12 protein-coding genes are annotated in these 13,000 nt (G+C 69.0%); 9 read left to right on the forward strand and 3 right to left on the reverse strand.

Annotated features, from left to right (window positions below):
• Positions 1-12 precede the first annotated feature (12 nt).
• Positions 13-1,182 (reverse strand): acyl-CoA dehydrogenase family protein, encoded by a 1,170-nt coding sequence (locus AB0G28_RS41075; RefSeq protein WP_361102692.1) that lies wholly within the window; start codon positions 1,180-1,182, stop codon positions 13-15.
• A gap of 130 nt (positions 1,183-1,312) precedes the next feature.
• On the opposite strand from AB0G28_RS41075, the gene AB0G28_RS41080 reads away from it, so the two are divergent.
• Complete coding sequence (locus AB0G28_RS41080; protein ID WP_361102694.1) at positions 1,313-1,999, forward strand: 4'-phosphopantetheinyl transferase superfamily protein; 687 nt, start codon at positions 1,313-1,315, stop codon at positions 1,997-1,999.
• Between the two features lie 107 nt (positions 2,000-2,106).
• Here the strand turns inward: AB0G28_RS41080 and AB0G28_RS41085 are convergent, their stop codons facing one another.
• Together AB0G28_RS41085 and mihF are read right to left on the reverse strand one after the other, a co-directional pair.
• Positions 2,107-3,261, reverse strand: a complete 1,155-nt coding sequence (locus AB0G28_RS41085; RefSeq protein WP_361102696.1) for an isochorismate synthase — start codon at positions 3,259-3,261, stop codon at positions 2,107-2,109.
• 81 nt (positions 3,262-3,342) lie between these two features.
• Positions 3,343-3,654 (reverse strand): integration host factor, actinobacterial type, encoded by a 312-nt coding sequence (mihF, locus tag AB0G28_RS41090; RefSeq protein WP_051767699.1) that lies wholly within the window; start codon positions 3,652-3,654, stop codon positions 3,343-3,345.
• A 446-nt stretch (positions 3,655-4,100) separates the two neighbouring features.
• On the opposite strand from mihF, the gene AB0G28_RS41095 reads away from it, so the two are divergent.
• From AB0G28_RS41095 to AB0G28_RS41130, 8 genes are all read left to right on the forward strand, one after another.
• Entirely contained in the window at positions 4,101-5,729 is a 1,629-nt protein-coding gene (locus tag AB0G28_RS41095) for a long-chain fatty acid--CoA ligase (protein ID WP_361102698.1), read from the forward strand.
• A 100-nt stretch (positions 5,730-5,829) separates the two neighbouring features.
• Positions 5,830-7,119, forward strand: a complete 1,290-nt coding sequence (locus AB0G28_RS41100; RefSeq protein ID WP_361102700.1) for a sugar ABC transporter substrate-binding protein — start codon at positions 5,830-5,832, stop codon at positions 7,117-7,119.
• Positions 7,116-8,012 carry a sugar ABC transporter permease gene (locus tag AB0G28_RS41105; RefSeq protein ID WP_361102702.1) on the forward strand — a complete coding sequence of 299 codons (897 nt, stop codon included), beginning with the start codon at positions 7,116-7,118 and terminating at the stop codon, positions 8,010-8,012. The genes AB0G28_RS41100 and AB0G28_RS41105 overlap by 4 nt, the downstream gene beginning before the upstream one ends.
• On the forward strand, positions 8,009-8,827 hold the full coding sequence (locus AB0G28_RS41110; RefSeq protein WP_361102704.1) for a carbohydrate ABC transporter permease: 819 nt from the start codon (positions 8,009-8,011) through the stop codon (positions 8,825-8,827). The genes AB0G28_RS41105 and AB0G28_RS41110 overlap by 4 nt, the downstream gene beginning before the upstream one ends.
• A 53-nt stretch (positions 8,828-8,880) precedes the next feature.
• A complete protein-coding gene (locus AB0G28_RS41115) occupies positions 8,881-9,312 on the forward strand; it encodes a DUF4190 domain-containing protein (RefSeq protein WP_361102706.1) in 432 nt (143 codons plus the stop codon).
• Between the two features lie 167 nt (positions 9,313-9,479).
• Positions 9,480-11,204 carry a TIGR03767 family metallophosphoesterase gene (locus tag AB0G28_RS41120; protein WP_361102708.1) on the forward strand — a complete coding sequence of 575 codons (1,725 nt, stop codon included), beginning with the start codon at positions 9,480-9,482 and terminating at the stop codon, positions 11,202-11,204.
• A 20-nt stretch (positions 11,205-11,224) separates the two neighbouring features.
• Entirely contained in the window at positions 11,225-11,626 is a 402-nt protein-coding gene (locus AB0G28_RS41125; RefSeq protein ID WP_361102710.1) for a PaaI family thioesterase, read from the forward strand.
• Between the two features lie 71 nt (positions 11,627-11,697).
• A complete protein-coding gene (locus AB0G28_RS41130) occupies positions 11,698-12,969 on the forward strand; it encodes a peptidase C39 family protein (RefSeq protein ID WP_361102712.1) in 1,272 nt (423 codons plus the stop codon).
• The last annotated feature ends 31 nt before the right edge of the window (positions 12,970-13,000 follow it).

Genomic DNA, 13,000 nt, shown 5'->3' on the forward strand with positions numbered 1-13,000 from the left:
CTTCTCGCGTTCTCAGCCCAGTGCCCCGCCGACCTTGACGTGCCCCTTGAGCAGGTTGCGGGCGATCGTCCGGCGCTGGATCTCGTCGGTGCCTTCGTAGATGCGCAGCAGCCGCAGCTCGCGGTACCACCGCTCGACCGGCAGCTCGCGCGTGTACCCCATGCCGCCGTGGATCTGCAGGACGCGGTCGACGATTTCGTTGGCCTTCTGGCCGCCGTACAGCTTCGCCATCGACTGCGCGTGCCGCGAGTCCATGCCCTGGTCGACCTGCCATGCGGCGTTGAGCACCAGCCAGCGCAGCGCCTCCAGCTCCACGCCGGAGTCGGCGATCATCCACTGGATGGCCTGCCGCTCCGCGATCTTCTGGCCGAACGTCTCGCGGGTGTTGGCGTGCTCGATGGCCATCGAGATGAGCCGCTCGCACGAGCCGATCGCGCGGGCGGGCAGCAGGTAGCGGCCCTGGCCGATCCACTGCATGGCCAGCTCGAAGCCGCGGCCCTCCTCGCCGAGGATCTGCGTCTCCGGGACGCGGACGTCCTGGAAGATCAGCGACGCCGGGCCCCACTCGCCCATGGTGTCGATGTATTCGGACTTCCAGCCGGCCTCACGGTCGACGAGGAAGCAGGTGACACCGCCGTTCGCGCCCTTCTCCGGGTCGGTGATCGCGAAGACCATGGTGAAGTCGGCCTCGTTGCCGCCGGTGATGAAGGTCTTCTCGCCGTTGATGACCCAGTCGGAGCCGTCCTTACGGGCGGTGGTCCGGATGGCCTTGGCGTCCGACCCGGCGCCCGGCTCGGTGATCGCGAAGCACGACTTGCGCTCACCCGAGATGGTCGGCAGCAGGTAGGTCTGCTTCTGCTCCTCGTTGGCGTGGAACAGGATGTTGTCGGCGGCGCCGCCGAAGCGGAACGGCACGAAGGTGCGGCCCAGCTCGGCCTCCAGCAGCGCGGCCATCACGGCGGACAGGCCCATGCCGCCGTACTCCTCCGGGGTCAGCACGCCCCAGAAGCCGGACTCCTTCGCCTTGAGCTGGAGGTCCTTCAGCTCCTCGCCGGTCAGGCCGGGCTGGTGGGCGCGCTCGCGCCGCAGGACTTCCTGCTCGAGCGGGACCAGCTCCCGCTGGACGAACGTGCGGACCCAGTCGCGCACTTCCCGTTCTTCGGTGCTGAGTGAAAAGTCCATGACGTCGCTGCTCCTCCGACACTGGCTAAGCGCTTGCTTAGTCCAGGGTACCTCCTGAGTGCGGGGTAGCCCCAGACCTCGGCGGGAATTCGTGACAACGGCTCCCGGGCCCGGAAAGATCGGAGGCGTGATGGAGATCGTGGTCCGCTGGTCCTCGCCGTTGCCCGCCGAAGAGCGTTTCCTGCGCCTGCTGGACGACGTCGAGCAAGGGCGGTTCGCCGCGTACCGGCAGGACGCGGACAAGCGGCGGTTCCTCACCGGCCGCGTCCTGGCGAAGACGGTCGCGGCGGAGCGGCTGGGCGTCCCGGTCGAGTCGGTGAAGTTCGACGCGACCTGCGAAGACTGCGGCAAGCCGCACGGGCGGCCGCGGATCCCGGGCGCGGACCTGGCGTTGTCGATCTCGCACTCGGGCGAGCTGATCGGCCTTGCGGCGACGCCGTCGGTCCCGGTGGGCCTCGACGTCGAAACGACCACCCGCCGAGCCGACGAGAGCCTGATCGAGTACGCGCTGAGCCCGGCCGAGACGGCGTCGCTGGCCGGCTTGCCGGAGGAGCAGCGCGCGGCGGCGTTCTTCGTCTACTGGACCCGCAAGGAGGCGGTGATGAAGGCCACCGGCAAGGGCCTGCGCATCCCGCTGAAGAGCATCACGTTCTCGCGCCACGACGAACCGGCCCGCCTGGTCTTCTCGGCCGACGCGGCCCTGAAGCCGGCGACCACGCGCCTGGTGGACCTGAAGGCGGCGGACGGCTACCGCGCGGCCATCGCGGTGCTGACCACCGACGAGCTGTCGGTCACCGAGGAGCACTGGACCCCATAACCCCGGCCCAAAGTGCCCCAATGTGGCGTTCGGTTCGTCTGACGCACCGAACGCCACATTGGGTGCGCTGGACGCAACCAACGCCACATTGGGGCACTTGAGCGCAGCTATGTGAGCGAGTCCTCCAGGCCCATCGCGCTCAGCAACGTGCGGAACTTCGCCGTCGTCTCGTCCAGTTCCGCCTGCGGGTCCGACGCCGGCACGATGCCGCCGCCCGCGTACAGCCGCATCGAGGTCGACGCGATTTCCGCGCAGCGGATCGCCACCGCCCACTCGCCGTCGCCTGACGCGTCGACCCAGCCGGCTGCTCCCGCGTAGTAGTCGCGGTCGAACGGCTCCAGCTCCTGGACCAGCTCGCGGGCCTCGTCGGTCGGGGTGCCGCAGATCGCCGGGGTCGGGTGGAGCGCCGCCGCGAGGTCGAGGGCCGTGACGTCCGGGTCGGCCAGCTCGCCCGTGATCGGCGTGCGCAGGTGCCAGATCGCCGGCGTCGTCACCAGCTCCGGCCCCGCCGGGACGTCCAGGCTCCGGCAGAACGGACGCAGCGCCTCGACGACGTAGTCGATCACCACGGCGTGCTCCAGCTGGTCCTTGCGGGACGTCCGGAGGGCCTCGCCGTTCGCGCGGTCGACGACCGGGTCGGCCGAGCGCGGCATCGAACCGGCGTGCGGTGACGAAAACACCGTCCGGCCGGTGCGGCGCAGCAGCAGCTCGGGTGTGGCGCCGACCAGCGTCCGGCCGCCGGGCAGCTCGGCCGCGTACGTGAAGTGCCGGGGATTGCCCACGGCCAGGTTGCGCACGATGCTCTCGGCGGGGACCGGCGACGAAAACTCGAGGTCCAGCGCGCGGGCCAGGACGACTTTCCGCAGGTCACGCTGGCGAAGAGCGGCGACGGCCGCCGAGACGGCCACCATGTGCTGCGAAGGCGAGGGCACCGCTCGCACCCGCACGGGCGCCGGGAGGACCTCGCGCGGCAAGGAGGGCACCCCCGAGGACCGGTGGACGGTCCGGGGCACGACGAGGTGACCCGGCACCTTCGTGTCGGGCCCGGTGTCGAACGGCAGGACACCGGCGGCCAGCGGGGCGCCGGTCTCGGCCAGGACGCCCGGGATCACCGAGGCGAGCCGCCGGGGGTCCGTCTCCGTGACGGTCCGGAGCGTGCCCTGCGCGAGCAGTGCGCGCGAAGCCGTCGTGAAGAGGAAGTCGCCTCGCTGGTAGCGGGCGGCGAGGTCGACCGGGGTGGCCGGGTCAGGAGAACTCACCACACCAGCCTCCCAGGCGATGGGAGATCCGCGAGGGAAGTGTCGCCAGCGACACTCCCCTCGCGGTCAGCTCCTGGTGACGGGCTACTTGAGCGCGTCGATGAGCGCCTCGCGCTGGCGCTCGCCCAGGCCGGCCGCACGCCGGTCCGGGTCGATGCCGGCCTGCTCGAGCAGGGCGGCGACCTTCACCGCGCCGAGGCCGGGGACGGCCTTCAGCAGCTGGGTGACCTTCGTCTTCCCGATGGTCTTGTTCTCCTTGGCCTGCTTGAGCACCTTTTCGATGCTCTCCTTGCCGGACTTGATCGACGCGAGCAGCTCCGAACGCGCCTTGCGAGCCTCGGCGGCCTTGGCCAGGGCCTCGGCGCGCTGCTCCGGAGTCAACGTAGGCAGAGCCAACGTAGTAGTCCTTTCCTCTCAGGTCTCCGCTTTCGCGGCCGACGGCTTTTCTGTGTGCTTGCTCCCGCAAGCGCTGGCCAGCCGTCTCTTGCCACGGGCCCAGTAAACGCCACCCGCTTCACGGCCGTGCAACCGACACGCACTTATTACCCCCGGAGGTGATACCGGGCAACCCGCTCCGGCCTGCGGAAACGCTCCCAAGAAGTGCCCCGCGTGGCCTCACTCACCCGGAAGTGGAGCCTCCGTTACGCGCTGTTCTCGTGCACATTTCCTTGCACATAAGGAAAATCAGAAAAACTGATGATCTTGATCATCGTCCGGTCGTCGCCCGATCGCGCGATGACCGTGACCGAACGGAGCCGTTGTTGACCATGTCCGCTTCACCCGATCCGCACTAGAGTCGGCGCAACCCCAGTTCACCGGCGAACGACCCCCCGGGAGCGACCATGTTGAGCACCATGCAGGACGGCCAGCTGTCGCTGGCGAACCTGCTCCGTCACGGCACATCGGTGCACTCGGCGAGCGAAGTCATCACCTGGACCGGTTCAGAAGCCCGTCGCGAGAGCTACGGCGACCTCGGCCGGCACGCCGCCCGGCTCGCGAACGCGCTCCGGAGCCTCGGCGTGACAGGCGACCAGCGTGTCGGCACGTTCATGTGGAACAACGCCGAGCACATGGCCGCCTACCTGGCCGTCCCGGCGATGGGCGCCGTCCTGCACACCCTGAACATCCGGCTGTTCCCGGAGCAGCTCGTGTTCGTCGCCAACCACGCCGAAGACCACGTCGTCATCGTCGACGGCACGCTCGTCCCCCTGCTGGCGAAGCAGCTGCCGCAGTTCAAGACGGTCCGGCACGTCATCGTGGCGAACGGCGACGCCGCGTCCCTGGAAGCACCCGACGGCGTCGAGGTGCACTCCTACGCCGAGCTGCTGGCCGCCCAGCCCGACACCTTCGACTGGCCGGACGTCGACGAGCGCTCGGCCGCCGCGATGTGTTACACCTCGGGCACGACGGGTGACCCCAAGGGCGTCGCCTACTCGCACCGGTCGATCTGGCTGCACTCGATGCAGGTCTGCATGACCGACAGCATGAAGCTCGCCCAGCAGGACAAGGCCCTGGCCATCGTGCCGATGTTCCACGCGATGGCGTGGGGCCTGCCGTACGCGTCGCTGATGGTCGGCGCGTCACTGCTGATGCCGGACCGGTTCCTCCAGCCGGCGCCGATCTCGGCGATGCTGGCCGCCGAGAAGCCGACGTTCGCCGGCGCGGTGCCGACCGTCTGGCAGGGCCTGCTCGCCCACCTCGAAGCGCACCCGCAGGACATCTCGCACCTGCGCGAGGTCGTCGTCGGCGGGTCGGCGGTGCCGCCGTCGCTGATGCACGCGTTCCAGGAGCGGCACAACGTCCCCATCCTGCACGCCTGGGGCATGACCGAGACGTCGCCGCTGGGCAGCGTCGCCCGGCCGCCGGCGTCCGCGACCGGCGAGGACATCTGGAAGTACCGCTACACGCAGGGCCGCTTCCCGGCGTCGGTGCGGGCGCGGCTGATCGACGACGACGGCGCGGTGCTGCCGTGGGACAACGAGGCCGTCGGCGAGCTCGAGGTCCAAGGTCCGTGGATCGCGGCGTCCTACTACGGCGGCGCAGATGTCGACCCGGAGAAGTTCCACGACGGCTGGCTGCGCACCGGCGACGTCGGCAAGATCAGCCCGGACGGCTTCCTCACGCTGACCGACCGCGCCAAGGACGTCATCAAGTCCGGCGGCGAGTGGATCTCCTCGGTCGACCTGGAAAACCAGGTCATGGGCCACCCGGCGGTGGCCGAGGCCGCGGTCGTCGGCATCCCGGACGAGAAGTGGGACGAGCGGCCGCTGGTCGCCGTCGTGCTCAAAGAGGGCCAGAGCGTCACGCCCGAGGAGCTGCGGGACTACCTGGCCGACAAGGTCGCGAAGTGGCAGCTGCCGGAGAACTGGACGTTCGTCGACGAGGTGCCCAAGACCAGCGTCGGCAAGTTCGACAAGAAGCGGATCCGCGCGTCCTACTCCGAGGGAAAGCTCGACATCGCGCAGCTCTAACGGGGTAAATCTCCGGCGAGTCTCATGCCTCTGGCGGTCACCATAAGGGACCCTTGCGCCCTTATGGTGACCTTCAGAGCACGTCGGAGGGGTTCTGGGGATGCAGCGAAACAGGCGGAGTTTTCTCGCGCTCGCAGGGATGGGCGCGCTGGCGACGGCATGCGGGTCGAACACCGGGCGGCAGGGTGACCCGCCGCCCTCGACGGCGTACTCGGCGGGCCCGCCGCCGTCGGACACGCCGAAGGTCGCGCTCCAGCAGTGGTACCACGCGTACGGCGAGGAAGGCGTCCAGGACGCCGTCAAGCGGTACGCCGCGACCTACCCCGGCGCGACCGTGAACGTCCAGTGGAACCCGGGCGACTACGACTCGAAGATCGTCACCGCACTGCAGAACAGCAAGGTGCCGGACGTCTTCGAGGCGCAGGTCAAGATCGACTGGGTGCGCCAGAACCAGGTCGTCCCGCTCGACGACGTCATCGCACCGGTGAAGGGCGACTTCAGCCCGGCCGTGCTGGCCGCGCAGACCGTCGAGGGCAAGGTCTACGGCATCCCGCAGGCCACCGACACGCAGGTGCTCTTCTACCGCAAGAGCCTGCTGCAGGCCGCGGGCGTGCAGCCGCCGCAGACGGTCGACGAGCTGGTCGACGCGGCCGGGAAGCTCACGAAAGACGGCATCAAAGGCTTCTTCGCGGGCAACGACGGCGGCGTCGGCGTGCTCACCGGGCCGCTGCTGTGGTCGGCCGGCCTCGACTACCTGAAGAACGGCAACCGCGAGGTCGGTTTCGACGACCCTCGCGCGGCGACCGCCCTGGCGAAGCTGCACACGCTGAACGCCAACGGTTCCTTGCTGCTGGGCGCGCCTTCGGACTGGTCCGACCCGGGCGCGTTCATCGACGGGCTCACCGCGATGCAGTGGACCGGGCTGTGGAACGTGCCGAAGATCCGCGACGCGTTCGACGACGACTTCGGCGTGCTGCCGTTCCCGCGTCTCGACGGCAGCGGGGCGCCGTCGGTGCCGGTCGGCGCGTACGGCGCGATGGTCAACGCCAAGAGCGCGCACGTCGCCGAGGCCAAGGCGTTCGTGAAGTGGCTGTGGATCGACAACACGGCCGACCAGCTGGAGTTCGCGACGAAGTTCGGTTTCCACGTCCCGGCGCGCCAGAGCCTGATCGACCGCGCGGACACCCTCAAGTCGGGGCCGGCCGCCGACGTCGCCCGGTTCGTCAAGGAGAACAGCCACCTGGTCGGCGGTCCGGTGTGGACACAGCAGTCGAACGCGGCGTTGTCCGACGCGGTCGCGAAGATCGCGAAGGACGGGGCCGACCCCGTCGAGCAGGTCAAAACGGCGGTCGAGGTCGCGAAAGCCGAGTTGAAGCGCCTGTTCGGATGAAGCGGCGCGACGCGCGCGCGTTCTGGCTGTTCGTCGGGCCTTTTCTGCTGGGCCTGGCGATCTTCGCGTACCTGCCGATCGGGTGGAGCGCGTATCTGTCCTTCTTCGACGCGCGCAACACGGTCACGCCGACGCGGTTCGTCGGGCTGGACAACTACGCGCACATGCTCACCGACGAGCCGTTCCTGTCGAGCCTGGGCACGTTCAGCGTGTTCGCGCTGTTCATCGTGCCGCTGACGTTCGTCTTGTCATTAGCGCTGGCACTCGGCGTCCACCAGCTGCGGTTCGCGCGGGCGTTCTTCCGGTCGGTGTTCTTCCTGCCGTTCGCCTGCTCGTACGTGGTGGCGTCACTGATCTGGAAGACGTCGTTGTTCTCGGGTGTCCGATATGGACTGGCGAACACCGTGCTGTCGGTGTTCGGTGTGGACCCGGTGGCGTGGACGGGAACGGTGCACCCGCCGCTGTACTGGGTGGTGCTGGTGACGGCGCGGCTGTGGTTGCAGCTGGGGTTCTACATGATCCTCTTCGTCGCGGCACTGCAGCGGATCCCGGCCCAGCTGTACGAAGCGGCGTGGCTCGACGGCGCCAAGCCGGGGTGGCAGGTGTTCCGGTACATCACGCTGCCGCAGCTGCGGGCGACGGCGGTCGCTGTGCTGCTGCTGAACCTGATCAACGCGTACCAGGCGTTCGACGAGTTCTACAACATCATGGGCGACGCCCGCGGCTACCCGCCGTTCGCGCGGCCGCCGCTGGTCTACCTGTACTACACGTCGCTCGGCTCGGGCGGCCAGGACCTCGGCCGCGGCAGTGCCGGCGCGGTGATCCTGGCGCTGCTCATCGCCTTGGTGACCCTGTTGCAGGGCCGGGTGTTCCGCTTCGGACGGCCGTCATGAAGGCATTCCTCCGCTGGGCTTCGCTGGTGGTCGCGGCAGTGCTCTTCCTGCTGCCCTTCTACCTGCTGTTGCGCAACGGCCTGGCGTCCCGCGCGGAAATCGTTTCTCCACAGTGGACGTTCTTCCCGGTCACTGTGCACTGGGAGAACTTCTCCCGCCTGTTCTCGCTGCCGGACGTGCCGTTCGCCCGCAGCTTGCTGAACTCCGCACTGGTCGCGACCCTGCAGACGACCGGCCTGCTGGTGGTCTGTTCCCTGGCGGGCTACGGCCTGGCCCGGATCCCGTACCGGCATGCCAAGATCGTGTTCTACGCGGTGCTGGCGACGCTGATGATCCCGACGTCGGTGACGTTCGTGCCGAGCTTCGTGGTGGTCTCGTCACTGGGCTGGCTGTCGGACTTCCGCGGCCTGGTGATCCCCGGGCTGTTCAGCGCGTTCAGCGTGTTCCTGTTCCGCCAGTACTTCTCGGACTTCCCGCGCGAGCTGGAGGAGGCGGGCCGGGTGGACGGGCTCAGCCGCTGGGGTGTGTTCTGGCGGATCGTGGTGCCGAACTCGAAGGGTTTCTTCGCGGCGATCGCGGTGATCACGGTGATCGGCAGCTGGAACGCGTTCTTGTGGCCGCTGATCATCGCCCAGTCACCGGACTCGTGGACGGTCCAGGTGGCGCTGTCGGGCTTGCTGACGGCCCAGAACCCCCAGCTGAACCTGCTGTTCCTGGCGGCGGCGGTGTCCATCCTGCCGATCGTGCTGCTGTTCGCGTTCCTGCAGCGGTACCTCGTCCGCGGAGTGACGGAGTCCGGTTTGGGCGGGTCGTAACACGCGGCGGACGAGCGCCGACTTCGGGAGGTCTCGAAGGAAGCAGGTGCCCCATGACCACGCCCGGTCCCTACCCGCCCGTGCACCCGGAAGAGCCCGGGGCGCACACGCCCGCCCCGGTCCAGCCGGGATGGCAGCCTCAGCAGTATCCGGTGTCCGGCCCCCTGCCCGCGCAGCCGTATGCGGCGGTTCCGGTGCCGTACCCGATGCTGCGCACCAGTGGGCTCTGCGTCGCGGGCATGGTGGTCGGAATCTTGGCCTTGCTGGGTTTCTGGATCCCGTTCGGCGACGTGCTCATGGGGCTGCTCGCGATCGGCCTCTCGTGGGCCGGGATGACCCAGGCCGCCAAGCCGGGGTTCACCGGCCGCGGCATGGGCATCGCCGGCTTGATCTGCGGCATCCTGGCGATCATCCCGGCCATCGTGGTGATGGCGCTGTTCTTCACCGCGGCCACGGCCGTCACCACGTGCGGTGCCTTCTGCTGAACGGTCCTCGCGGCGGAATTGACCACGACCTTCGGCGGTACACCCCACCCCGAACGCTGTGACAAGGTGGATTGAACTGTCACGGTGAATGTTTTTCACGTTCACCCCGTGTCCACCCAAGTCCGGCATGGTGCCGGTCAACCGAGAAGACTGGGGAGCGAACAACCATGGCCGAACTCACCCGTCGCACCTTCGCCACCGCGGGCGCCGCCGGGATCGGGCTCCTGCTGTGCACGCCCACCGCCAACGCCCTCGACCGCGCCCTGCGACTCACCGCCGCGCGATCGGTGACCACCCTGGGCACCACGCTCGACCAGGTCGCCACCCCCGTCAGCGCCGGCAGCCAGTACACCCGCCTCCAGAGCGGGCCCGGCTGGCCGCTGGTCGTCCGGAGCGATCTCGCCTCCCCGAAGGCCGGCCGCGACGACCGGCGCCGGGCCCTCAGCTCCTTCGTGCAGTTCACCGACCTGCACATCACCGACGCCGAAAGCCCCGCGCGCTTCGAGTACCTGCACCCCTTCATCGGCTCCGCGCACCGGCCGCAGGAGGTGCTCGGCACCGTCGCCACCAGCGCGCTCGTGGAACGCGTCAACAGCGTGCGGCAGGGCCCGTTCACAGGGCGGCCGTTCGACCTCATGGTCACCACCGGCGACAACACCGACAACCACGAGCTGATCGAGCTCGACTGGTTCCTCAAGGTCCTCAACGGCGGCAGCGTCACGCCGAACTCCGGCGACCCGAACGCCTACGAGGGCGTCCAGAGCTCCGGCAACCACGAGTTCTGGAACCCGGCCACCCCCGGCCAGGACGCCTACACCGCCAAGGGCTTCCCGCAGATCCCGGGCCTGCTCGAAGCGGCGACGAAGACCTTCACCGCGCCGGGCCTCGACGTGCCGTGGTTCTGCACCTTCGGCAACCACGACGACAGCGTCGTCGGCTCGCTGCCGGCGCAGATCCCCGGCATCGACGCCTGGTACACCGGGAAGTACAAGGTCATCGGCAAGGACGAGGCCACCGCGAAGAAGCTCGCCGACGCCATCACCAGCGGCTCGAGCGTCCCGGTGTCCGAGCTGTTCGGCGGCGGAGGCACCATCCGCGAGGTCACCCCGGACGCGCGGCGCCGCCCGTTCAGCACCGGCGAGTTCGTGCGCGCGCACCTCGACGCCGCCAACACCGGCCCCGGTCCCGTCGGGCACGGCTTCACCAGCGCCAACGCCGACGGCCAGAACGTCTACTACACCTTCCGGATCGCACCGGGCGTCACCGGGATCAGCCTCGACACCACCACCGACGCCGGGTTCGCCGACGGCTCGATCGGCCTCGCGCAGTACAGCTGGGTCGAGTCGACGCTCAAGCGGGGCAGCTCCACCTACTACGACTTCTTCGGCCGCAAGGTCACCCACGCCGTCAGCGACGAGCTGTTCATCCTCTTCAGCCACCACACCAGCGGCTCGATGGGCAACCTGCTGCCCGACTCGCGCCACCTGCTCGACCCGCGGCTGGACGGCAACGCGTTCGTCGCGCTGCTCAAGCGGTTCCCGAACGTGCTGGCCTGGGTCAACGGCCACACGCACCTCAACAAGATCACCCCGCACGCCGGGAACACCCCGCAGCAGGGGTTCTGGGAGATCAACACCGCGTCGCACGTCGACTTCCCGCAGCACGCCCGGATCGTGGAGGTCGCCGACAACGCCGACGGCACGTTGTCGCTGTTCACGACGCTGATCGAGGCGGAAGCACCGTACGCCGTGGACTACGGCACGCGGACGCCGCAAGCGCTTGCGTCGCTGTACCGCGAACTTTCCTACAACGACATCCACGTCAACCTCGGCCGGGTCGGCGCGGCCGAGGACCACAACACGGAACTGCTGCTGGTGAACCCGCTGAGCTGAGTTTGCGGCACAGTGGGCGCATGACCGATCTCGAGGGCACCCAGCTGTTCCACCGCTCGATGCCGTTCTCCGAACGCCTCGGCGTCGAGGTCCTGGAGCACGGGCCCGCGCTCGTCCGCAGCCGGCTGAAGTGGGACGAGAGCCTCTGCACGCTCGGCGGCGCGCTGCACGGGGGCGCGCTCATGGCGCTGGCCGACTCGACCGGCGCCGTGTGCGCGTTCCTCAACCTCCCGGAGGGCGGACAGGGCACCACGACCGTCGAATCGAAGACGAACTTCCTGCGCGCGGTACGTTCGGGCTACGCCGTTGCGTCGTCCAGACCACTGCACGCCGGGCGCAAGTTCGTCGTGGTGGAGACCGAAATCCACGACGACGACGGCAAGTTGGTCGCGAAAGTGACACAGACACAGGCCGTCCTGTAGGTACCTGTTTACATACCCGGCCGAACCGGCGAAAATCCCTGCCTACTGGGTGGGTCTATCAGGGAGCCGGGATGCGGGTACGCGAGTTGTTCACCTTATTGTCAGTGGTCGTGTTGACCGCGGTAACCACGCAAGCCGCCGACGCCGCACAGACGGGACCCGCCCGGCCCGGCGACGACGAGGCGATCGACTACCACGAATGGACCGGCGGCCGCTTCCACGAAGGCGGCTTCGCCGGCGTCGGCCTGACCCGGGACGGCCTGCGCATCACGCACCCGATCGGCACGGTGGAGCACACCGAGCCGGAGCTCGGCACGACGAAGACGTACGAGTACGGCCAGTGGACGTCGCCGTCGTACCGCCACGGTTTCGGCGCGACGCAGCTCGTGGCGTCGTGGAACGCGCGCACGCCGTCGAAGACCTGGCTGCAGGTCGAGGCGCAGGGCCAGACGTCGGCGGGCGCCGAAACCGCGTGGTACGTGATGGGCCGCTGGGCCAGCGGCGACACGGACATCCTGCGCACCAGCGTCGACGGCCAGGACGACGCGAACGCCACGGTGGACGTCGACACGCTGGAGATGAAGACCGGTGTCACGCTGAAGTCGTACAAGCTGCGGATCAGCCTCTACCGCGAAGCCGGATCGGGCGCGACGCCGTCGGTGACGCTGCTGGGCGCGATGACCTCGGCCGTGCCGGACCGGTTCGAGGTGCAGCCGACGAAGCCGGGGCGCGCCACCGGGATCGAGCTGAAGGTGCCGGCGTACGCGCAGAACCTCCACAAGGGACAGTTCCCGCAGTACGGCGGGGGCGGCGAGGCGTGGTGCAGCCCGACGTCGACCGAGATGGTGGCCGAGTACTGGGGCAAGAAGCCGTCGGCCGAAGAGATGTCGTGGATCCCGGCGGGCTACGTCGACCCGCAGGTGGCGTTCGCGGCGCGGTCCACCTACGACCACGCCTACGACGGCACCGGGAACTGGCCGTTCAACACCGCTTACGCGGCCTCGCGCGGCCTGCGGGGCCACATCACGCGGCTGCACTCGCTGAACGAGCTGGAGAACTACATCGCCCACGGCATCCCGGTGATCACGTCGCAGTCGTTCCTGGCTTCGGAGCTCGACGGCGCCGGGTACGGGACCTCGGGGCACATCATGGTCGTCGTCGGGTTCACCAAGGACGGCGACGTGATCGCGAACGACCCGGCGACGAGCAGCGACGCCACGGTGCGCAACGTCTACAAGCGCGACCAGTTCGAGAAGATCTGGCAGCGCACCAAGCGCTACCGCGCGGACGGCACCGTGGCGAGCGGCCCCGGCGGCGTCGCGTACATCATCACCCCGGCCTGAAGGCCGTGAAGGCCTCCTTACCGGCCATAAG

This window comes from Amycolatopsis sp. NPDC021455, assembly GCF_040640995.1.
Lineage (GTDB): Bacteria > Actinomycetota > Actinomycetes > Mycobacteriales > Pseudonocardiaceae > Amycolatopsis.